Raw genomic sequence first — 19,829 nt, forward strand, 5'->3', positions numbered from 1 at the left:
TCGCGGCAATCTCTTGAAGGTGATCTGGCATGACGGCCAGGGCGCCTGCCTGTTCACAAAACGCCTGGAGCGGGGTCGCTTCATCTGGCCGAGCCCGGCCAGGTGAACCTGGTCCACGCATCGTTTAACACGCCCGGAATAGGCTTGCTCCGTCCATGGCTGATCCAGGATTTCGATCTCCTGCACGTTTTCGACTCGCAGTTCGGATTTCTTGCGCTGCCGAGCGCCATCCACTGCCAACGCGAATGCTCGCTCCTCCGCGACGGCGTGGCCCAGGATGTAGGGGCAGACGGTCTGCTGCGTTCCGCCGTAGCTCAGTCGAACCGGTCTGAGTATGGGTTTGGCGAGTTCGTGTTGCGGTCGCGTTTCGCCGCTGCCGCGAACCAGACGGTGCTGTCGACGAACGTGCTCACGTCTCATTCCTCGATCGGATAGTCCGCGATCCTACCCTTTGGGGCGTTTTGCTCAAGCCATTTCTCGGCCGCCTGCTTGGAGGCGAGCAGCCTGGCCCAGGCGGGGTCTCCGATCGCCCTCGAGCCCTCGTCGGCAACATGGATCCAGACGGTCTGTTGCCGCGGACCGCCTTCGATTTCGTACTCCCAGGCAACCCTTCGGGATCGTGCTGCTTGAACCATCTGTCGGCGGCATCGGCGGACGTGAAAACTTTCATCCACTCGGCATCGCCGACGTGCCGTCGCTCTCCATTGTCGTAGTCGTTGAGATAGATCCAGGCGGTCCGTCCCGTCCTTCGCAACTCGGCCCAATGCCAAACCGCAGCGTTGACTCTTTGGCGGTCGGTGCGGTCCTCCTCCGGCAGGAGCATCACGGTCGCGTGCACGTCGGACGAAAGCCCGGTGCGGTCGCCCGGCGGCTTGTGGATCCATTCGGTCCACCGGTCGAATGCGTCGGCCATGATCGTCTAGCTCCTCTTCACGCGGAAGGGGCTCTCGATGGTGAACGCGTCCGGACGGATGCCGCGTTCGAAGCGTTTCCAGGTCACGGGTGCAGCGATCGGAAATCCTTCTCGCGCGCGCGGCGAATAGGTGCCGATCGCGGTGGTGCCGCGGCCGTTGCGCAGATAGTCGAGGAAGATGCGGCCGTTTCGCGCCGCCTGCGCAGACAGGATATAGCGGCCGCGATCGCGGGCGGCGAACTCCGAAACGAGCCCGCGAGCGATGCGATGGGCCTGGTCGTGCAGCATCGGCTGGTCGAGCGGCGCCATCAGATGGACACCCTTGCCGCCGGTCAGCTTCGGCCAGGCGTCGAAGCCTTCCCGTTTCATCAGGATGCGCAGCTCGAGCGCGGTCTCGGCCACGGCCTCCCATTCGACGCCATCTCCTGGGTCGAGGTCGACGACAATGCGATCGGCGTGCTCGACATCCTCGACGGTCGAATTCCACGGATGCAGCTCGACGGCGCCGATCTGGACCAGGCCGAGGAAGCCATCCAGGCTATCGACCCACAGCCGCGTGCCTTCGCCGCCTTCGCGCTTTTTGATGCGCAGCTGGTGCACGGCTGGCGGGATGTCCTTCGGCAGCGGCCCCTTGTGATAGAAAGTGGCGCCGTGGACGTGCCGCACCAGCTTGAGAGGCCGATGTCCCAGATGCGGTAGCGCCTTCCTCCAGACCCGCGCCCAGTGGTTTGCGAGCTCCTCTTTCGACGGCACCACCGCGTCGGGAAGCAGCTGCAGGATGTTTTCCTGAGGGACCCCCAGCTTCGGCCGGTGCGGCCGAGGACGGCACCAGCCGGGGTGCCTTCACCTTGCGGACCGTAAGGTCGTCGCGAAGTCCCTTGAACACGGCTTCGCGGAGCAGGCCGTCATCGGTCAGTGCCCCGTATTGCACCTCGACGTCGACGGTCGGTTCAACCCAGGTCGCCTTGGGCTTTTTCACGGGCACGTCGAGCGGGGATGTTCGCCGGATCAGCGGATCGAGCCGCTCGCGCAATTCACGCGCGGTCGTCTCGGTGTAGCCGGTGCGGACCTTACCGGCGTAGACCAGCCTGCCGTTCTCACGCCGGCCGACATAGAACGGGGCGATCTTGCGGGGATGTGCCCCGAGCTTCTCGACGAACGCGACAATGGGAAAGGTCTCGCTCTTCTTGCACTTGAGCTTGATCCAGCTCTCCTGTCGCCCAGAGCGGTAGGCCTCGCCAAGTCGTTTGGCGACGAGGCCTTCCAGTCCTAACTTGCAGCCCTTGTCGAAGATCTCCTTGCCGTCCGCAGCGAGAGCCTCGACATAGATGAAGGTCTCCGGCGCGTTCTTCAGCAGGCGCTGCAGCAAACGCTTGCGATCCTCATACGCGGCGCCGCGCAGGTCGTAGCCATCGAGGTACAGGAGATCGAACGCATGATAGCGCACACGCTCGCTGCGCCTGGGGCCGAGCTCGCGCCTCAGCTGCTGAAAGTCCGGCACGCCGCCGGTGCCGTACACCACGGCCTCGCCATCGATGATCGCGCTGTCGGCCTTGATCTGGTCGGCGCTTGCGGCGATGGACGAGAACTGTTCGGTCCAATCGTAGCCCGCGCGGGAATAGACTATGGCGTCGCTTTGGTGCAGGTGCAGCTGCGCGCGGTAGCCGTCCGCCTTGATCTCGTACACCCAATCCGCGCCCCGCGGCGGACTCTCGCGCAAGGTGGGGTCACAGGGTCGATGTAACCTGGAATTGCAGTTTTGCGGGCGCCGGCGACGCGCAATAGTCTAAAATGGGGCTGACGCAACGCCACGGCACACATGCGGATTCAACGCGAAATGCTGAATGGTTCCCCAGCGGGCGCGGGAACGGGCTGCTCCTCACCTGGATTGAACGAGGCGCCGGGCTCGCACCGCGTTTCGCAAAGCACTTCAAGTTGTCAGCGGACCGCCCAACCTACACTTTCCACCTAGCTAGTTAGCCTCTTCAGGCCCCTTTTGGCGGGGCGGCTGTCGGCCGGGTGGCCGTCTGCGCGGAAGCGAAGCTCTTCCGCGGCACGCTATCCGCGGCACCGCAAATTGAACGTTGTCGTTCCGGTGGCGTTAACGGCGTCTCCGGAGCGGAGAGTGCCTTAACCTGCTGTGAAGGTCAGGGGTGGATGCTGGTCGCTTTATGACGGCAGAGCGATGGCCAACGACATTATTACGCACCGGGACGCGCTGCGCCACACGATGGGCCGCTCCGCCGTGAGCGTCGGCCTGACCGTGGTCTTGACGGTGTCCCTGTGCCTCGTGCAGTTCGGACCCGATCCGGATGCGTTGGTGCGCGTCGGCTTCGTGACCAAATCGTCCATCCTAATCAGCATGATGGTTTCGGGGCTGCTCACGGCGGCCCTGAGCTACCGATCCGCGCTGACGATGCGGGAGCTGGCGCTGACGCGCGCCGAACTGCAGCGAATCTCCGGCACCGACCAGCTGACCGGACTGCTCAACCGACGGGGCTTCGACCAGGCCGCCGAATCCGCCTTGAGCAAGGCGCGCGATGCGAACCTGTCAACCACCGTGCTGATGTGCGACATCGACCGCTTCAAGGCGATCAACGACCAGTTCGGGCATGACTTCGGAGACAAGGTGCTCATCGCGGTCGCGCAGGTGTTGTGCTCCTTCGCCGAGCGAATGCAGATGCTGGTGGCAAGGCATGGCGGCGAGGAATTTGCCCTTGTGATGACCGGGGTATCCAAGGAGTGCGCTGCCCAATACGCCGAAGATCTGCGGCAGGCCTGCGCCGCCGAAGCAGTCGTCGGCGAAGGTGCCTCGACCAACGTGACGATCAGCATCGGACTCGCCCAATCTCATGGTGAAATGGATCTGGGCAAGGTCATGCGCATGGCCGATCAGGCGCTCTATGCGGCCAAACACCGAGGTCGCAATCGCGTGGTCCGGGCGGACGTCCTGGCGGACTCGATCGCGGCGTAGCCCGAGGGGCGTGCCGGACCGAAGGCGGCCTGGTTCAGCAGCATCAGCCGTTGAATTCGTTGACGTCCCCGTGCGGCCGTGTGGCGGGAGCGCGCGTCATCGACCTGCCGTCGACAGGCGGCGGTCGGTGCGCATCAGGAAGCCTCCCTGATGGCGCGCTCGAACTTGATCGAGAGATCCGTCGTTGCCTGTTCGAGGGCAACATGCTCTGCGTCGCTGTAGAGCAATCCGAGCTTGAACGCCTCACGTTTTGTCCAGGCGAGCGCGTGAGAGAACGTCTTGGCGTCGGCCAAGGTGAGCGGGATCGAGAATGAGATCTTTTTGTCGCCGGGCCGCGGTCTTGCGTAAGCCATCACGCGGTCTCCTCGACTCGATCGATGCCGCTCCACTCGCGGCGTGCGTAGAACGTCCAATCGAGCTTGCCATCGAAGAAGGCCTGCCGGTCGAACGGCGCGGTCGGCCACTCCGCCGGCGCCGCCTCCACGGCCTCGATCACGGCCGCCGACGGCATGGCGGCGCAGGCCGCAGCGGCGCCGGCGAGGAGCTGGCGCGGGTGAGTTGGTGCCGCATCACAAATTCCTTTCCAAGGTGCGTAAGCGGCGCGTACGGCCGTCTCGGCGGACGACTGGCCGGCTCCCCGGGCTGCCTACAACGTCCTGTCGTGTCGGCTGAGCGAGCATCGGCGATGCGCCTCGCATCAGAGCGCGCTCAGGTCGTCCGGGACTTCGCCGAACTTGCGAATGACGATGGCGTCGCCGAAATCGCCCGTCGCAGGATCCCCACTGCGGCTGAACGCGACCGAGCCTAGGATGCCGGGTTTGCGAGAGAGCGCCTCGGCGCGCATCACGGCGGCATTGGCCGAGAAGCACTCCGTCGCCTCGCCGGCGGCTATGCCGTCGTCAGCGGCCACAAAGGGCAGGGCGACGTAGTAGGTCACCTCCGTCATCTCAGTCGTACCAATCCTTTCGGTCGCGCGGGACGTCGAACCGGCCGCGCGCATAACCTGCGGAAACCGAAGCCCGAAGCTCCTCGACCTGCGCCTCAAGGAAGCCGTTCGCAACGATGAGTGCCTTGACCGCTTCCCGGGCGTCACCGCCGCAGGCCGCAATCGCCTGGTCGGCGGCGGCTTTCAGGTCGTCAGGGGCGGGCGTGGGGGTCTTGGCTTCGGCGGACATGCCAGATGTTCCCTCTTTGTTCGATGCGAGTCAAGGCAGACGGCTGTTTCCGCTGGCGCTGCGGGGCCGTTAACGATGGATCACGGCGGCGGCCGGCGGACTGTCGGAACCGGCTGGGCCCGTTCGTCTTGAGTCCGAGTCCCGTACCCTGGAGCGTTGCGTTCACCATGGCCCCCCGCGCGAACTGGAAAGGCTTCCTTCGTCTGTCTCTGGTCACCTGTCCGGTGGCGCTGTACCCGGCGACCTCGGAGAGCGAGAAGATCTCGTTCAACCAGCTCAACCGGGCGACGGGTCACCGCATCAAGTACCTCAAGGTCGACGCGGACACCGGAGACGAGGTGCCGAACGAGGACATCGTGAAGGGCTACCCGCTCGAAAAGGACCGGTTCATCGAGGTGACCAAGGAGGAGCTCGAAGAGATCGCGCTGGAGTCGACGCGCACCATCGAGACCGACGAATTCGTCGACCGCAGCGATATCGACCCGCGCTAGCTGATCCGGCCCTACTACGTCCGGCCCGACGGCAAGGTCGGACACGACGCCTTCGCCGTGATCCGCGAGACCATCCGCGAGATGAACAAGGTCGCCATTGGGCGCGTGGTGCTGACCAACCGCGAGCACATCATCGCGCTCGAGCCGATGGACAAGGGCCTCGTCGGAACGCTGCTGCGCTACCCCTACGAGGTCCGCTCCGAACAGGAGTATTTCGATGAGATCCAGGACGTGAAGGTCACAAAGGACATGCTCGATCTCGCCATCGTGAACTAGAAGGCCGGCAACTTCGAGCCGGAAAAGTTTCGAGGACCATTATGAGACCGCGCTAATCGAGCTCATCAACCAGAAGCGGGCCGGAAAGCCGATCACGCCGAAAGAAAAGCCGGCAGCGACAAACTGGTCAACCTGATGGAGGCGCTTCGCCGATCAGTCGGCAAGGAGGCCGCGCCGGCAAAGGCAGACGAGCCTGCCAAGAAGCCACGCAAGGCGGCGGCCGGACAGAAAGAGATGCTGATGTCGATTGCCGGCAAGAAGCCGGCGAAGGGAACATCGGCAAAGAAGCCGTCGGCAAAGCCGCAACGGAAGTCGGCCTGAAGCCAGAGTAGGAGAACCGCATGGACATGAACGAAGCCTCGGCAATGACTGAAGCCTCCGGGCTCGTGAACGACGGTGAGGGTGCCGAGACGTCTGGAGTGCGCAAGCAGCCGCTTCGGTCGTCTTCGGAGGAGTCTACGATGCGCTGGGCAGATAATGTGCGCGAGATCACGATGAAGGCACCCTTGCAGTCGCTTTTCGTTGCGTTCCTGCTCGGTCTCTGGATCGCGCGCCGGCGATAGGAAGCTTCGAAGCTCGCGCGCTCCTCGGGATTATTGAGGTCATGAGCCGACTACGGCGTCCTGACACCAAATTGCCGCCAACTCAGCGGCCGTCTTAGGGCAGGCATTCGGGGCAAGTGTCGCCGATCCCGTCCAGGACCTCGGCTACTGCGATGGCAGCCGCATCTGGCGAAACCGTGCTGCCGAGCAATCTTGAAAGCGCGATCGCGGGCGTGAGGATCGGCACGATCTTGCATCCAACCGTGCTCTTCGCATTCCTGGATTGCACCAGCTTCCCACAACACCGACCGAGCCCAACCTTCGACCGTGCGATAAGCTTGGCGTCGCTCCCGGAACATCAACATCGCGAACTCCACTAACGCGGAAGGAATCGCCGTCCAACCCCGTCGTTCCGGCGCACAACACAGAGCTGGGGTTCGCAAATCGCAGGCTTGACCTTGTCCACCTGTTCCAGTGAGGGATGTGGACAGCTATCGTTCAAGTTCATGAGTTGCCGCGAGAGAACGAGCACTACGTTGATCTGGCGATCGAGGATCTTCGAGGCGATGATCGAGATATGTAGCGCGAACTCGTCCTCCATCTCTGCCGCGGCATCCTCGTCTCGTGCATAGACGTACAGTATATCGCTATCCACTTCGTAGAACCGGACAGCTCGGAAGAGCCGATCGAACCGATCGGCACCGACAATGAGGGCCATTCGCGCGGCTATCGCTTGGTCTTGGACTTCAGTTACAATCATCGAAGTGGGCCTAATTACCTCGGCCGTAATCGACTGTGAGGACCCGGTAGTCCCCAGCGCCGTCTGCGTGCACACGATCTCCGCTCGAGCGAGCTTGCGAGCAGTATCCTCACGCTGCTCATCTTCGGCAATACGCCTGATATTCAGAAACTGCGCTTTCGAAGTCATTTTGAGCAGAGCGCAAGCGGCGAAACTCGGAGGAGCAATCGTCTGATCCATTGCTGGAGCCCAGGCATCGAGTGTACCGCTTTAAATAGCTATCGATGTCGATCACTGCCGAGTTATAGGATGAAATCGCGCTGCTGCAGTCAGCTTTGGCGGGCATGGATGCGCAAATTGAAAGACTTGCTGCAACGATGATCGAGAGAGCCTTGGGCCGCCGCAGCTCGCGACGCTGCTCTCGGTGGATGATATTCATCTGACTAAACTCCCGGCGGGCCTTGTGCTACATCGATCACATGGCGATCAGTGCCGACAGTGATGATGATCGTGTAGCTCTTTTGAGCTCCGCCCTGATCGGTGGGGGGAGCGACATGCAATTGCCCGCCGTACCACTCGCCAGGCATGAGCGTGTTGTCTTTGATGACTGACTGCTCGAGCGCGGCCATGTTGCGCTGACCCGCCTCGATGGTTGTGGCAATCATCGCATCATTTTGAGCGGCAGCGTTGCCCTGCGCGATCGCAGCGGCGGTCGGACTGTAGAAGGTGCCGGTCCGACCGCCAGGCGTCGTGTAGCTGCCGTAGCCAGCCCGGGATGCGCCATAGGCGTTCGCGCCAGCGGCTAATCCAGTTAGGAGCGCGGCGGCGACCTGCCGATTCTTTTCCTCTTGAACCAGCATCTCGTACGTGACGATCTTCATCTCGAAGTCGGAGCCACCGGCGTGTTGGATCGCTTCAACCTGAGCAACACGGAAGTCGACGGGTTGTCTACTGAGGTTATTGATGCCGACGACGAAAACCGGGCGGCCGTTCGCCTGGAGCTGGCGAGAGGCCGGCCGGACGAGCACAAGCGAGCTCTTCTGACGAGAGACGAGGGCAGGTTGCCCGTCCCGCATTAATGCCTGCTGTTGTGGATTCGATGCTTTGAAGGAAACAGTATCGCCGGCGGTCATGCAGCCGGGCAACGTGGCGCAAACCGCCACTACCAATAGAATACGCATAACGGAAATCTCCCCAGACCCGGCGCCGATCCAAGCGCAACTAGGACGGGAGAGCAAGGAGAGTGTGCGCGCCCCAAGCCCACTGCCATCGTCCAAAGGTCGAAGGCGCGGTATCCTTTTGCCGCCGAGCAGTCCGGCTCGAGCGGGACATTGCGGCCATTGAGGCCGGGATGGAGATGCTGTCGGGGCCCCTCGCCGGTTAGCTGGCTGCGCTCCCACTGATTAGGGCGTGCTCGCCCGCGCACTGCCTGACGTCGAATGACATTTCGCTAGCTTATGCGCCCGCGCGCTACTCGACATCCAGGAACTACCGGCCGGCAAGATCAAGACCCACAAGGCCGTCAAGGAAGGCACCGGGCCCTCGCTAATCGTCGACAGAGCGGGTCACATTGCAGAGGTTGCGAGGTTAGACGGGCAGCCGAAGCCAAAGGTCGTTGCTGGACAGAGTACCGGCCGGCGTGGCTATCTCCATATCGACAACGCGAAATGAGCCGGGCTGGTCATCATACAGGTAGCGAAGGTGCCAGACCGGGCCAAGTTCTGGTGTAACGGCGAAGTCATCTAAGGCAGTCGCGACGTATCGAATGGCATCGCAATGTCGCATCGGCGCGGAGAACATCGCGTCAATCAGCGCAGCAAGGCTCATACCCTCGAGGAGCATGGTTCGCGCGACTTCGTCTCCGTAGACGAGCCGGAGGGCCGATACGAGGGCCGCGATAGCGCCAGGGTTTTTTAGAGGCACGGCAGATTCGTTTCAGGCCAAAAGCTGGACCGTTGACGCAAAGGCGCGCGGCGGCGGTTGTGTGTGTTTTCGCAAGGCGATGGACGTACGCTACAACACCTCAGCACGAACCTGAGCCACGCCACGATCCGTAATCCCCAAGCTGCGCGCGGCGGCGAGCGAGAGGTCGAGGACGCGGCCACGGACCCATGGTCCGCGGTCGGTGATACGAACCACCACCGAATTATTCGTCTCAAGATCAATGACCCGGAGTCTCGTGCCGAACGGCAGACGGCGGTGCGCCGCGGTCAGTAGATTCCGATCAAACGATGAGCCGCTGGCTGTCTTGCCTTTGGAATACGAATAGTAGGAGGCTTTTCCGGAAAAGATTCGATTGAATGATTGAGCGCCTGAACGATCTTTCAAGGGCTCTTGTCCGTTCGGAGATTGCGCTTGCGGCTCATCCTTCTTTGTCTGATCGAGCCCTTCAGGAGCGGGCTCCGCTTGAGCCTTTGGAATGATGGACCATCGGTCATTGAATGTTTGCCCGACAGCAGGGGGCGCGTGAAGGCCCGTCCAAGCGGAGACTGTTGCAATCACGATCATTCCAGAAAGCAGACGCATGATCGACCTCACTACAAATCACAAAAACAAAAGAACAATGCAAACTCATAAGGCGCGTTCCGGCACGTCCGCGATTGATATGCTGAGAGGTGATTTCATACCGATGTTTCTGGAATGTGTTGCATGGCGGAACGTAGACGCAGTGCAGCAAGCAGAGAGCCAGCTGCAACGCATCCAATTAATCGGCCAGCAGTCCTAGAGTCTCTGGCGAAGCGAGCGCCAACAGCGCGTGGCGTGCAGGCGATGCTATCAGCGGCGTGAATGCCTTCGCCTGATTGTAAAGACGAAGAGGACATCGAACGGACCGCCGCAATTTAGTGGGGCGAGGCCGCGAGCTCGCGTAAGACGATCCGTACGTTATCCGGCCTCGCTCGCAGTGGATCGCAAACGGACGTAACGACCGGCTCGTCACGTTGGTTGGTCGTCGCTGCTCGTCGGGATGTTGAAATCCCGCGCGGCAAGCTCCAGCTCGAGTTCAGTGATCCGCTCAAAGATGCGAGCAGCAATCGTCTCCGACTCTTCCGCTGTTAAGGATCGAATGCCCCGCAAGGCAAGCTCGTCTCTGAGAACCTTCGCCACAATCAATTGGATGGCCATGGATCAATAGTCCCTAGAACCATGATCCAACCGCAACCGAAGGGCGAGCGCAAGTGGTTGGGTGGTCTCCCGCGGTGCTCCGGCTAGCCGTCTCGGCACGGGACGCCGAAGCTGTCGCAGGTACTCGCGAAGGCCTCTTTTGCCTTCACGTCTTCAAAGCAAAAGCGCGTGCCGACGTCTGCACGATCGATCCACCAGTCGACCTTGCTCCCTTTTGCAATGCGAGAAGCTTCGCCGCGCAGCAGATCCAACTGTTTCCCAGCGGCGTGAACAATCAAGCAATTTTCCCTTGCCATGAATACTTTCCTCTCAAACTATGAAATAGGCCGCTCAATTGATCCCCACGAAAAATGAGAATCATGTGGCAATGTCACTTGGGACAGGTGCCGTGCCCAGGCTAGGCTTCACTCATCACGCTGGACAGCCCGCCGGTTCACGCTGACGGGCATATGTCTCATACCCTTGCCACCCGTCAGGCGACTTGGCTTAGTGGCTATTCGGGAAGTGATTGGTCTCTGTGCACCTCCTTTGAGCACGAGCTGACCAGCATCTCCAGCTTCGATCGCTCTTCGTCCAAGCGCCTTTCGACAAACTGGCGCTCGAACTCTGTCAAGCTGGTTTGCAATAGGTGGCGATAACGCTGAATATGTTGCGATGTGCACGCGCCAACTGGTCGTCGATCATCCTCGTCTTCCTGTGACGGATATTAATTAATTCCCATTTTTTGCTTCACGGGGTGAAGCGGCCCCCGAGGCAACATTCCAAGACGTCGCTGGAGCGGAATATCATCGCTACGCGACGTCGGCATCCCCCTGGCCAGGCGCTAAATCCCGCGTCCTTCTAATTCTGACGGGACTCAAATGACGAAAACAAGAAATCCCCGAAGGGACGACGCCAGCGCTCTCGGACACGGTAGTGGGCTTTTCTGTTCCGATCTGTGAACTACTTCACAACCCATCGGACATCCGCCCGTTATCGTTCGCTCATTGCTTAGACCAACTAATTGCTTCGAAAATACCCTCAGCGTTCGGGCGCGGGGGGTTTTGCTTGTCAGCTCCCAAGGAGGCGACCTTGGCTGTTGTCATTGTTAACGGGGAGGCGGACGTGGCGACAGGCATTGTGAAGTGGTTCAACGCGACCAAGGGTTTCGGCTTCATCCAGCCCGATGACGGCGGCCAGGATGTTTTCGTGCATATCGGCGCAGTGGAGCGCTCCGGCTTATCGGGGCCAACGGTTTCGGAGCCGAGCAGCTCAACTCTGTCCGACCACTGCAGTAGTAAACTATCGGGAATGTCTTCCGCAGATCCGAATAGCTTCAGAAGGCAATGTTCGCCCTCGGGTTTATGATTGTGATGAGCCTTCGCAGCATGGAAAGCGAACAACCCGCGAAAGGCATCACGGGAAACGGCAGGTTTGCCATTGCAATGTCCCCCGAAAGAATTGAGTTTCTTAATGGGGGCAAGTCTGAAGCCGTCGTGTGGGAAAAGCCAGCAAAAAATCCATTTCGCACTGCACCTCATGCAGAGAGGCCGCCCGGAAGGCCTCAGTACTATGTTCGGCGCCCGCGCTGATGCCCGCACGACTGAAACGAGATAAGCAGCGCCGCTGCGAACATCGCTCCGGAAGCGCTCCGCCCATTGCGACAAGGCTGCGAAATGCTGCGCAGCCCGGATGATCAGTATGAACTGAGGGACATCAAGATATGGCTTGCCGCAGCGCTCGGCCGCTCGAACTTCCGCGCATTTCCCCTACATCGCGAGCCAAGGTCACTGATTGGTTGTGGCCGCCAGCCGGTCGAGGTCGCGCTGGGATTCGCGCGGAGCTGATGAAGAGAACTCGAACTGAGGGATTCAAATGATCGAACCCAACAACATCCCGCACCGCCACTCAGAACCGCCGCCGAGTCACGCTGGCGGCTGGGCGCCTGTTCGTTATTACCGCACTGTCCGCATGTAAGGGCTGCGCTCTGAGACCAATCGAATGTCGGGGTCGGCGGTCAATGTCAGGGAAGCCTCGATCCGGAGCGGGTTCTCTGGAGGGCGCTCAGCCACCACAGCCCAAGCAATGGCGCCGAACGCGAAAAGAGTTGCCGCTAAAGTCCAAGGATACCGCATTATTGCGTCCTCGTTAGTCTGGTATCAAAGTCCCGATTAGGTTGAGCAGCGCTTGGTGCTCCGGACCCTTTGCGCTGTCCCGCAGGAATTTGCCGATTTCAATGTACGAGGTGCGTCCTCCTGACCGTGCATTCGGCTGGTGCTTCACGACTGGCGTGCTCGAAGCCGGTTGTCGCGCCAAAGACCAGACGTCGCCGTTGCTGCTTTCATACAGGACCCGATCGGTCATAGGGAGCTAATAGTGGCCGCACTATTCGGTTCCTGTTGCGGATCGTGCCGACTTCGACCTGTGACCTGGCAGCGCCCGAAGCCGGAGACGATCCTGCGGTAGTACCTGCGCCCGCGCCGCTAGAGGGAACGTGCCCGATGTGCTCAATTGGAACCTCCTCCACGATTGGCGTGTTCATCGACAAACACCCCACAGGAGTTTGCCGTGAACAGAATGCTTTTGTCGCTCGGGACAGCAACCTTGATGACGCTCTCAATTGCCAACGCATGTGCGAAAGATAAGCAAAGCGAAACGTTCCTCAAGAAGGCAATCGAGGGCAATTTCGCTGAAGTGAGCATGGGAGAGCTGGCGCAGCAGAACGGTCAAAGCGATGCCGTCAAGTCATATGGCAGAATGCTTTCCACAGATCACGCTGCCGCCAATCAGAAGGCTTTAGATGCTGCCCAAGGACTGGGAATGAACTCACCAAGCGGACCGAATGCGAAGCAAAGAGCCGACCATGACAAGATGTCAAAAATGTCCGGCGCAGGCTTCGATAAAATGTTCGCGACTCACATGATCGCAGACCACCAAAAGGATATCGCCGAGTACAAGAAGGCATCAAAAAGTAAGGATGCTGCCGGAGAATATGCTTCCGGCCAGATAGATACGTTGCAAAAGCATCTGGACACCGCAAAATCATTGAAAGCCGGTAATTAATCTGACGCCGGAATTGGGTCGGCAGGATCGCGACAAGACAAGACAAGACAAGACAAGACAAGACAAGACAAGACAAGACAAGACAAGACAAGACAAGCATTTGCCAGAGCGCCGGGCGCAAGATCCCGCCGGTTTAATGTTCGTCATGCGATGGATCGCTCCCGTTAGCTAAGCCGGCGGGCGGGCTTAAACTTTTTAGGAACGACCGACACCCCTCTCTGGTTCTACGGCCGGTTGATCGCTTTTAAGTACTGCGGGTTCTCGCACTTCTTCGGCCGCTTGCAGGTTTCTTTGGAACGCCCATCCGATCAATCCCGCCAGCACGAGGACATTCCTGCGAGCATCAACCAGTGGGGATATTCGATCCTGGAAAGCATCGCTGTTCCCGTTAGTGCCCAGCGCTCACCTTCGTGCCGCACCGGCTGGGTACGCAACCGTTCTTGAGTGCGATGGTTTCGGCGACTGCTTGTTGTTGGGTCGGAAAGTGCGTCGCCACCAACGAAAGGACTCCAGCGATGCAGAGGGCCGTCAAAGCGGCGCCCGCAACGCTTACCGCACCTCGCAATAGCAACTGCCCCACCGTCCCCAACATGGCATCGGCATAACCGGAAATGCTTAACGAATGCCGCGCGCGATCAACAGCGCCCAGAAACGTGCGTCGCATCGCGCGGCATCCTATCAGATTGAGGTTGCGTGAAGCGAGCGCTGTCGGATGACCGAGGTGCCCGCCTATTGCGTGCTGAGCGAGACGCCCAGTAACGACGCCTTGACCGTTGTTGCGCCTGGCGTTCGCTTCAGCGTCTTTGAAATTTTCTTAACACCGGCCTTCTGTTTCGCGAGTGACTTAAGCGTCTTCACATCGTCACGCGTCCACTCGCGGCGGACAGTCTTTTTCTTTTTGGCCAGCTCGGCGCTCCTTCATTGATAGGAGCGCGGTCTAACACACGGTGCGCGGTACGCAAATCCCTGGTGAATGGCTCTGTTTGACGAGCCTGTCCTTTTCGACAGGTGCGGCCGCCCCGAGACGTGGGCATGATCGCGGCAAAAAGGACGAGGGCCGCGGCTAATGAGACGTTACTACTTCCGGATTTTCCACAAGGGAGAGACGCATGCCGACGATGTGGGGGAGCTATTTGGCTCTGCTCAATTAGCGGTCCAATACGGCGCGCGCGTCGCTCGGGATAAACAACACGACCTTAGGGCAGTTGTGGCTGGACGTCGACAACCTGATACTCAAATGCCACGCCCTGACGATGGATGTTCGAGCCCCCTCACAGATCCAGGGGAGTCACAGCTCCCGCTCCATTGCGGGATGGCTGCGGTTCTTGCCCTTACCCCAGTGCTTTTGCTGGCCGCCACGGTACGGCCGATCGCGGTGCTTGGAGACAAGGCCTCTACGCCGATCTAATTAACTCGACTGCGCTCGACCCCGGAGCTAACCTCCCACAATCTCTGAGGCGTGGTTAGCATGCGCTATCCGATTGAGACCGCACCGAGGAATGGGAGCATCGTCGTACTTGATGCGAGCGGAACCCTTGAGGTCGCTTACTGGTCGCCTACAGGTGAATGGATCGGAGAATACGGCGAACCGAGCGAGATAACGCCCTCGCATTGGCACCCCTGCTATAGCTTCTTTCAATCCTCATCGAGGAGAGAAGCACCGCAATCTCCGACCGTCAGCGAGTTCATGGCGCTTCGTTCGGCGCACGCGCGGCAGCGGTTTGTAGTTTCCTGGATTGCCCCATTGGTCCTCACAATGGTGCTCGTCGGCATCTTTATCCAGCCGGCGCTGCTGCATCCCCAGGCGCCGGGAGAGGAACGCGCCCGCAGTGCCGCGATAGAGAGCGCATACGCGACGGTGCGACGCGGCACCGAGACAACGGGGATAGCATTGTCGCACAACAAGAGCGACGACGAGGTGGCGGAGCGCGCGCAGGCGCTGCGGGCAATGGAACAGAAATCCGCTGCCGTGGACGAGAAGCCCGCCGCAAAGCAATCGGAAGGCGTCGCGCCAGAGAACGGCCAACCAGAGGTCAAAGCGGCTGAAGCAGTTCCACCAAAGTCACGCGCCGTGAGCCAAAACGTCGGCTACGGCTGCCAGCACTACCTGACCTACGATCCCGCATCCGGAACCTACAAGGGCTATGACGGAAGGCGCCGATCCTGCCGCCCACAAGCACCTTCACAACGGGCAAATCCGGGCATCAATGAGAGTAGGAACGTTGCTATTGGCATTCGTGCTGACTTTATTCGTAATCTTCGATGAACTCAGCGTCCCAGGTGAGCAGCCGGCAGGCTGCCCAAAACCCGGAAGATCACGCTTACGAATGATGTGAGAGACCCATTCGTCCACAGTCGGCCACCGACGTTCCGTCGCCTGGAACGCCGGGACCAGTAAGCGGTGGCTGCCCTGTCACTGTTCCCGAGACCTGCGTGGCGTCTGCGATGGCGAGCCCTACTCGCTCGAGGGTTCGGGCCGATCGAGGAAAACTGGTGTGGTCGAGCTGACGCTGGATCTCATTCCGCTGTCTGCGTTCTTGGTCGTCTCGATCTGCTCGAGAAGAGTTGCTTCCGGACGTGCAAATTCTTTAGCAGCCGTCATCAAGGCCCCTTTTTATGCTACGGCCTTTGGACCGAGAGTATCCGCTGAGCCAGTGTCAGCAAGTAATTGGCAAGCCGGAGCCATGCTTCCTGGTCGGTGGGATCGATAGCCTTTTCTGCCGATGAGCGGCATTCTTCCGCCTCGGCTTGGTAGCGTTCTGCATCTTTCTCATTCACGCTGCGCGCCCCAACGCGACGAAGTTTGCCGCGATTCGCAATTGCCAGATGGACACTTTGTTCCTATGGGACCAATAGGGCCCCCCAATTTCCACCGCCGAAGCGCGCGCTCCGGTGCCGGATGGCTTCTGTTCTTGACCTTACCCAGAATTTTTGCCGCCCGCCTCGGCAGGGCCGATCGCGATGCTTTGAGACCAGAAGGGTGGGTTTTGGTCCAGGAATGTCAAAAATGCTTTATCTTTCAATGGGAGTTGACTGACACTCTTTCCGCCACGTCGTATTGATATTACTGCTTTTTTTGTATTGCGCCGAGCTGACATCCGAGCAAACCCCCGGCTCGGCTGACGCTGCAGCTTGATTCGCCTTGTTAGGGCCCGGCATCCAGGCACCTCGGTATACCGTCAAACAGGCGGTCTCCGGCTAGGGCATGTACTATTAACCGGCTGCCGTCCGATGTCCGGTTTACCGCCAAGATCGGCCGAAGAGCAGATGGCCTCTGAGGTCGCAGATGGGCCTGCGGAGCCGACGTTTATGCGTACAGACCTTAGCCGAGGCTATCCCCCGAGCTGTCGTAGTCGCGTCGCCTCCAAGTGCACCTGATCGACACATCGTTGCAACAGTCCCGGGTAGTCTTGCTCAATCCAGGGCGCATCGGCGAAGCGACGTCCTCGATCTTCGACAGCCGAAGGCAGATCCACCTGGTTTCGGACCGGACGCTTCGTGCTCGAACTTGCCTCAACGAGGAGGGCGAATGCGCGCTCCTCCCCGGCGGCGTGGCCTAGGATGTAGGGGCAGACCGTCTGGCGCTCGCCGTCATGGCTCACGTGAACGGGCCGGCGTTCAAGAAGGGCTTCTTGGAGCGCTGTGAAGACTTCGCTGTGGACTTCGCTCAGGATCTGGAAGGGGCGCTTGCGACCTCGGCGGGGTCGGTACGCTGCGAATTCCGGGTTGAACGTCGCTGCTCGGGTGATCCCCATGCGCTCCACCATCGCAAAGCTCGTCCGGTCGATGAAGGAAATGCTCTCGCTCGGCAAGCTCGCCTCTCTCCGAAGCCGCATCCAGATCGGAGCGGAGGATGGGTTCATCCGAACTCCGCCGTCGCGCAGCCGCTCCCAGAAAGTGTCCGCAACGTCGTTGCCGAATTGGGCCTTGAGGAGTTGCCACGTCTCCGCCAGCACCAGATCCGTCGTAAGGCGCTGATCGATGCTCTGAAGGATCGACTTGGCGCGCTCATTCTGAGCATCCCGCTTGGCGGCCGCAGCGAACCAGACGGAGCTGTCAACGAACGCACGCATGCGCGTCACTCCTGAACCGGGCACTGCCAAATGTCGCGCTTTGGCTCGTTACCCTCAAGCCATCTTTTCGCACGCTCTTTCGAGGCAAAGAGCTTGATCCAGTCGGGCTCACCGATGGCTCTGGACGCCGGATCGGGCAAGCAGAGCCACACCGATCCTTGAACTGGACCGCCTTCCACTTCGTATTCCCAAGCAACGCCCTTCGGGGTCGTTGTCCTGGAGCCAGGCGTCGGCAGCATCCCCAGATGCAAATACTTTGACCCACTCCGGATCCCCCATCGTGTTCGGTTCGCCGTCGTAGTGGTCGAGATAGAGCCATACGGTTCTGCCCTCGCGGCGAACTTCATCATGGCTGCGGACCGCCTCGTTCACCCTCTGCCGGTCGGATCGATCGGTTTCAGGCAGTGACATCACCGCGGCGTAAGTTCGGCAGGAATGCTGCGCCTGTCGCCGGGAGGCTTGTAGCGCCATTCCACCCATTGCTCGAATGCATCCGACATATGGCTCACCTCCTTGGTTTGGCGCGGAACGGACTGTCGATGGTGAAGGCGTCCGGCGCGATCCCTCTCTCGATGCGCTTCCAGGTCACGGGCGCTGCGATCGGAAATCCCTCTCGGGCTCGCGGGGAATAGGTGCCGATCGCGGTGGTGCCGCGGCCATTGCGCAGATAATCGAGGAAGATGCGATCGCGACGCTTTGCCTGAGCAGACAGGAGGTAGCGGTCTGGATGGCGCGCTGCGAGGGCGGAGACCAACTGATGCGCGATCCGATGCGCCTTGTCGTGCAGCACCGGCTGATCCAGTGGCGCCATCAGGTGAATACCTTTGCCGCCGGTGAGCTTGGGCCAGGTCTCGAAGCCCTCGCGCTTCATCAGCGTGCGCAGTTCGAGCGCGGTCTCCACGACCGCGTCCCAATCGACACCCTCTCCGGGATCGAGATCGATCACGATGCGGTCGGCATGTTCGAAGTCCTCGACGGTCGCATTCCACGGGTGCAGCTCGACGGCGCCGATCTCGACGAGCCCAAGGAAACCATCCAGGCTGCCGACCCACAGGCGCGTTCCCTGGCCGCCCTCGCGCTTCTGAATACGGAGCTGGTGCACGGCGGCCGGAATGTCCTTCGGCAGCGGCCCCTTGTGGTAGAACGTCGTGCCGTGCACGTGACGCACGAGCTTCAGCGGACGATGCCCGAGGTGCGGCAGCGCCTTCTTCCAGAGCCGGGTCCAATAGTCTGCGAGTTCTTCTGTCGACGGAGCAACGGCTTCGGGCAGAAGCTGCAGGATGTTCTCTCGGAGGACGCCCAGCTTCGGCCGGCCGGCGACGGACGGCACCAGCCGCGGCGCCTTGACCTTGCGCACCGCAAGATCATCGCGAAAGCCCTTGAACACAGCTTCGCGGAGCAGGCCATCATCGGTCAGCGCCGTATTGCACCTCGACGTCGATGGTCGGTTCAACCCAAGTCGCCTTGGGCTTTTTCACGAGCACCTCGAGCGGGGAAGTTCGCCGGATCAACGGATCCAGCCGCTCGCGCAATTCGCGCGCGGTCGTCTCTGTGTAGCCGGTACGCACCTTGCCGGCGTAGAGCAGCTTGCCGTTCTGGCGCCGGCCGACGTAGAGCGAGGCGACCTTGCGCGGGCGCGCCCCAAGCTTCTCCACGAAGGCGACGATCGGAAAGGTCTCGCTCTTCTTGCACTTGAGCTTGATCCAGCTCTCGTGCCGACCCGAGCGGTACGGCTCGCCCAGCCGCTTGGCGACCAAGCCTTCCAGCCCCAGCTTGCACCCCTTGTCGAAGATCACGTTGCCGTCGGCCGCAAGCGCCTCGATATAGATGAAGGTTTTTGGCGCGTCCTTCACAAGCCGCTGCAGCAGGCGCTTGCGATCCTCATACGCGACGGCACGCAGGTCATAGCCGTCGAGGTACAGGAGATCGAACGCGTGGTAGCGCACACGCTCGCTGCGCTTGGGGCCGAGCTCCCGCCTGAGCTGCTGGAAGTCCGGCAGGCCGCCACTGCCGTACACCACGGCCTCACCGTCAATGATCGCACTGTTTGCCTTGAGTAGGTCGGCGCTCGCGGCGATCGAGGAGAATTGTTCGGTCCAGTCCAGGCCCGTGCGTGAATAGACCTTGGCATCCCCATCTCGCAGGTGCAGCTGCGCGCGGTAGCCGTCGGCCTTCATCTCGTAGACCCAGTCTTCGCCGCGCGGCGGCTTCTCGCGCAACGTGGGATCACACGGCTCGATATAAACAGGAATAGCAGCTTTGACGGCGCCGTGGACACGCGATACTCCCGAACGAGACTGACGCAACGCCACAGCACACATGGCGATTCAACGCGGTCGCGCTGATTCGTTCCGTTCCGCGGAGTCCGCGTCCGCGTAGCGCGAAATCCAGTTCAGGTGTCGGAGGTGCCAGCCCGCGGAGCTCGGCCGGATCCGCCGTCCAGCCTCCCAGCTGCGCGTTTGCCCGACACGACGCAGCGTA

19 protein-coding genes and 4 pseudogenes are annotated in these 19,829 nt (G+C 60.8%); 9 read left to right on the forward strand and 14 right to left on the reverse strand.

Going from position 1 to position 19,829, the window contains the following annotated elements; translation table 11 throughout:
• Positions 1-13: 13 nt before the first annotated feature.
• The gene (gene tnpB, locus IVA80_RS26620; RefSeq protein ID WP_346348022.1) at positions 14-106 is read left to right on the forward strand and encodes an IS66 family insertion sequence element accessory protein TnpB; all 93 of its coding nucleotides are present in this window, start codon (positions 14-16) and stop codon (positions 104-106) included.
• A complete protein-coding gene (locus tag IVA80_RS26625) occupies positions 103-435 on the forward strand; it encodes a hypothetical protein (protein WP_247437336.1) in 333 nt (110 codons plus the stop codon). Before tnpB ends, IVA80_RS26625 begins: the two co-directional genes overlap by 4 nt.
• 484 nt (positions 436-919) lie before the next feature.
• Here IVA80_RS26625 and ligD (IVA80_RS26630) read toward each other — a convergent pair.
• A pseudogene (gene ligD / locus IVA80_RS26630) lies at positions 920-2,734 on the reverse strand (DNA ligase D).
• Positions 2,735-3,098: 364 nt separating this feature from the next.
• Here ligD (IVA80_RS26630) and IVA80_RS26635 point away from each other — a divergent pair.
• On the forward strand, positions 3,099-3,887 hold the full coding sequence (locus tag IVA80_RS26635; protein ID WP_247437285.1) for a GGDEF domain-containing protein: 789 nt from the start codon (positions 3,099-3,101) through the stop codon (positions 3,885-3,887).
• A gap of 134 nt (positions 3,888-4,021) precedes the next feature.
• Here IVA80_RS26635 and IVA80_RS26640 read toward each other — a convergent pair whose 3' ends face one another.
• From IVA80_RS26640 to IVA80_RS26655, 4 genes are all read right to left on the reverse strand, one after another.
• Entirely contained in the window at positions 4,022-4,240 is a 219-nt protein-coding gene (locus tag IVA80_RS26640; protein ID WP_247437286.1) for a hypothetical protein, read from the reverse strand.
• Positions 4,240-4,398 (reverse strand): hypothetical protein, encoded by a 159-nt coding sequence (locus IVA80_RS26645; protein WP_247437288.1) that lies wholly within the window; start codon positions 4,396-4,398, stop codon positions 4,240-4,242. The genes IVA80_RS26640 and IVA80_RS26645 overlap by 1 nt, the downstream gene beginning before the upstream one ends.
• 186 nt (positions 4,399-4,584) lie before the next feature.
• Positions 4,585-4,833, reverse strand: a complete 249-nt coding sequence (locus IVA80_RS26650; protein ID WP_247437289.1) for a hypothetical protein — start codon at positions 4,831-4,833, stop codon at positions 4,585-4,587.
• Between the two features lies 1 nt (position 4,834).
• Entirely contained in the window at positions 4,835-5,062 is a 228-nt protein-coding gene (locus IVA80_RS26655; protein ID WP_247437290.1) for a hypothetical protein, read from the reverse strand.
• A 167-nt stretch (positions 5,063-5,229) separates the two neighbouring features.
• On the opposite strand from IVA80_RS26655, the pseudogene IVA80_RS26660 reads away from it, so the two are divergent.
• Together IVA80_RS26660 and IVA80_RS26665 are read left to right on the forward strand one after the other, a co-directional pair.
• Positions 5,230-6,150: pseudogene (locus tag IVA80_RS26660) on the forward strand (Ku protein).
• Positions 6,151-6,170: 20 nt separating this feature from the next.
• Positions 6,171-6,392: a hypothetical protein gene (locus tag IVA80_RS26665; RefSeq protein ID WP_247437291.1), complete on the forward strand. Its 222-nt coding sequence runs from the start codon at positions 6,171-6,173 to the stop codon at positions 6,390-6,392.
• A gap of 94 nt (positions 6,393-6,486) precedes the next feature.
• Here IVA80_RS26665 and IVA80_RS26670 read toward each other — a convergent pair.
• The 5 genes and pseudogenes from IVA80_RS26670 to IVA80_RS26690 all read right to left on the reverse strand — a co-directional run bounded on the left by IVA80_RS26670 (position 6,487) and on the right by IVA80_RS26690 (position 9,636).
• A pseudogene (locus IVA80_RS26670) lies at positions 6,487-6,736 on the reverse strand (hypothetical protein).
• Between the two features lie 11 nt (positions 6,737-6,747).
• Positions 6,748-7,350, reverse strand: a complete 603-nt coding sequence (locus IVA80_RS26675; RefSeq protein ID WP_247437292.1) for a hypothetical protein — start codon at positions 7,348-7,350, stop codon at positions 6,748-6,750.
• 203 nt (positions 7,351-7,553) lie between these two features.
• Entirely contained in the window at positions 7,554-8,291 is a 738-nt protein-coding gene (locus IVA80_RS26680; RefSeq protein ID WP_247437293.1) for a hypothetical protein, read from the reverse strand.
• A gap of 406 nt (positions 8,292-8,697) precedes the next feature.
• Complete coding sequence (locus IVA80_RS26685) at positions 8,698-8,952, reverse strand: hypothetical protein (RefSeq protein WP_247437294.1); 255 nt, start codon at positions 8,950-8,952, stop codon at positions 8,698-8,700.
• A 171-nt stretch (positions 8,953-9,123) separates the two neighbouring features.
• Positions 9,124-9,636: a septal ring lytic transglycosylase RlpA family protein gene (locus tag IVA80_RS26690; protein ID WP_247437295.1), complete on the reverse strand. Its 513-nt coding sequence runs from the start codon at positions 9,634-9,636 to the stop codon at positions 9,124-9,126.
• Here IVA80_RS26690 and IVA80_RS26695 point away from each other — a divergent pair.
• Positions 9,635-9,835 carry a hypothetical protein gene (locus IVA80_RS26695; RefSeq protein ID WP_247437297.1) on the forward strand — a complete coding sequence of 67 codons (201 nt, stop codon included), beginning with the start codon at positions 9,635-9,637 and terminating at the stop codon, positions 9,833-9,835. The genes IVA80_RS26690 and IVA80_RS26695 overlap by 2 nt on opposite strands.
• A 209-nt stretch (positions 9,836-10,044) precedes the next feature.
• Here the strand turns inward: IVA80_RS26695 and IVA80_RS26700 are convergent, their stop codons facing one another.
• Together IVA80_RS26700 and IVA80_RS26705 are read right to left on the reverse strand one after the other, a co-directional pair.
• Positions 10,045-10,233: a hypothetical protein gene (locus IVA80_RS26700; protein WP_247437299.1), complete on the reverse strand. Its 189-nt coding sequence runs from the start codon at positions 10,231-10,233 to the stop codon at positions 10,045-10,047.
• 83 nt (positions 10,234-10,316) lie between these two features.
• Positions 10,317-10,529, reverse strand: coding sequence for a hypothetical protein (locus IVA80_RS26705; RefSeq protein ID WP_247437300.1), 213 nt, complete (start codon positions 10,527-10,529; stop codon positions 10,317-10,319).
• A gap of 808 nt (positions 10,530-11,337) precedes the next feature.
• On the opposite strand from IVA80_RS26705, the gene IVA80_RS38495 reads away from it, so the two are divergent.
• From IVA80_RS38495 to IVA80_RS26720, 3 genes are all read left to right on the forward strand, one after another.
• Positions 11,338-11,580, forward strand: a complete 243-nt coding sequence (locus IVA80_RS38495) for a cold-shock protein (protein WP_346348023.1) — start codon at positions 11,338-11,340, stop codon at positions 11,578-11,580.
• A 1,209-nt stretch (positions 11,581-12,789) separates the two neighbouring features.
• Positions 12,790-13,275, forward strand: coding sequence for a DUF4142 domain-containing protein (locus tag IVA80_RS26715; protein WP_247437329.1), 486 nt, complete (start codon positions 12,790-12,792; stop codon positions 13,273-13,275).
• A gap of 1,468 nt (positions 13,276-14,743) precedes the next feature.
• Positions 14,744-15,541, forward strand: a complete 798-nt coding sequence (locus IVA80_RS26720) for a BA14K family protein (protein WP_247437301.1) — start codon at positions 14,744-14,746, stop codon at positions 15,539-15,541.
• A gap of 1,066 nt (positions 15,542-16,607) precedes the next feature.
• Here the strand turns inward: IVA80_RS26720 and IVA80_RS26725 are convergent.
• Both IVA80_RS26725 and ligD (IVA80_RS26730) read right to left on the reverse strand, forming a co-directional pair.
• Positions 16,608-17,348, reverse strand: a complete 741-nt coding sequence (locus IVA80_RS26725; protein WP_247437302.1) for a PIN domain-containing protein — start codon at positions 17,346-17,348, stop codon at positions 16,608-16,610.
• Between the two features lie 505 nt (positions 17,349-17,853).
• Positions 17,854-19,669 (reverse strand): annotated as a pseudogene (gene ligD / locus IVA80_RS26730) (DNA ligase D).
• Positions 19,670-19,829 lie beyond the last annotated feature (160 nt).

The sequence above is a fragment of the Bradyrhizobium sp. 139 genome (assembly GCF_023074175.1).
Taxonomy (GTDB): domain Bacteria; phylum Pseudomonadota; class Alphaproteobacteria; order Rhizobiales; family Xanthobacteraceae; genus Bradyrhizobium.

Bases quoted from the DNA above. Each gene is read 5' to 3' on its own strand.
- IVA80_RS26635 (WP_247437285.1), top strand. From the start codon at position 3,099: ATGGCCAACGACATTATTACGCACCGGGACGCGCTGCGCCACACGATG.
- IVA80_RS26720 (WP_247437301.1), top strand. From the start codon at position 14,744: ATGCGCTATCCGATTGAGACCGCACCGAGGAATGGGAGCATCGTCGTA.
- IVA80_RS26640 (WP_247437286.1), bottom strand. From the start codon at position 4,240: ATGGCTTACGCAAGACCGCGGCCCGGCGACAAAAAGATCTCATTCTCG.
- IVA80_RS26690 (WP_247437295.1), bottom strand. From the start codon at position 9,636: ATGCGTCTGCTTTCTGGAATGATCGTGATTGCAACAGTCTCCGCTTGG.
- IVA80_RS26715 (WP_247437329.1), top strand. From the start codon at position 12,790: ATGCTTTTGTCGCTCGGGACAGCAACCTTGATGACGCTCTCAATTGCC.
- IVA80_RS26655 (WP_247437290.1), bottom strand. From the start codon at position 5,062: ATGTCCGCCGAAGCCAAGACCCCCACGCCCGCCCCTGACGACCTGAAA.
- IVA80_RS26725 (WP_247437302.1), bottom strand. From the start codon at position 17,348: ATGCGTGCGTTCGTTGACAGCTCCGTCTGGTTCGCTGCGGCCGCCAAG.
- IVA80_RS26645 (WP_247437288.1), bottom strand. From the start codon at position 4,398: ATGCCGTCGGCGGCCGTGATCGAGGCCGTGGAGGCGGCGCCGGCGGAG.
- IVA80_RS26665 (WP_247437291.1), top strand. From the start codon at position 6,171: ATGGACATGAACGAAGCCTCGGCAATGACTGAAGCCTCCGGGCTCGTG.
- IVA80_RS26700 (WP_247437299.1), bottom strand. From the start codon at position 10,233: ATGGCCATCCAATTGATTGTGGCGAAGGTTCTCAGAGACGAGCTTGCC.
- IVA80_RS26650 (WP_247437289.1), bottom strand. From the start codon at position 4,833: ATGACGGAGGTGACCTACTACGTCGCCCTGCCCTTTGTGGCCGCTGAC.
- IVA80_RS26685 (WP_247437294.1), bottom strand. From the start codon at position 8,952: ATGCTCCTCGAGGGTATGAGCCTTGCTGCGCTGATTGACGCGATGTTC.
- IVA80_RS26695 (WP_247437297.1), top strand. From the start codon at position 9,635: ATGATCGACCTCACTACAAATCACAAAAACAAAAGAACAATGCAAACT.
- IVA80_RS26680 (WP_247437293.1), bottom strand. From the start codon at position 8,291: ATGCGTATTCTATTGGTAGTGGCGGTTTGCGCCACGTTGCCCGGCTGC.
- IVA80_RS26675 (WP_247437292.1), bottom strand. From the start codon at position 7,350: ATGGATCAGACGATTGCTCCTCCGAGTTTCGCCGCTTGCGCTCTGCTC.
- IVA80_RS26705 (WP_247437300.1), bottom strand. From the start codon at position 10,529: ATGGCAAGGGAAAATTGCTTGATTGTTCACGCCGCTGGGAAACAGTTG.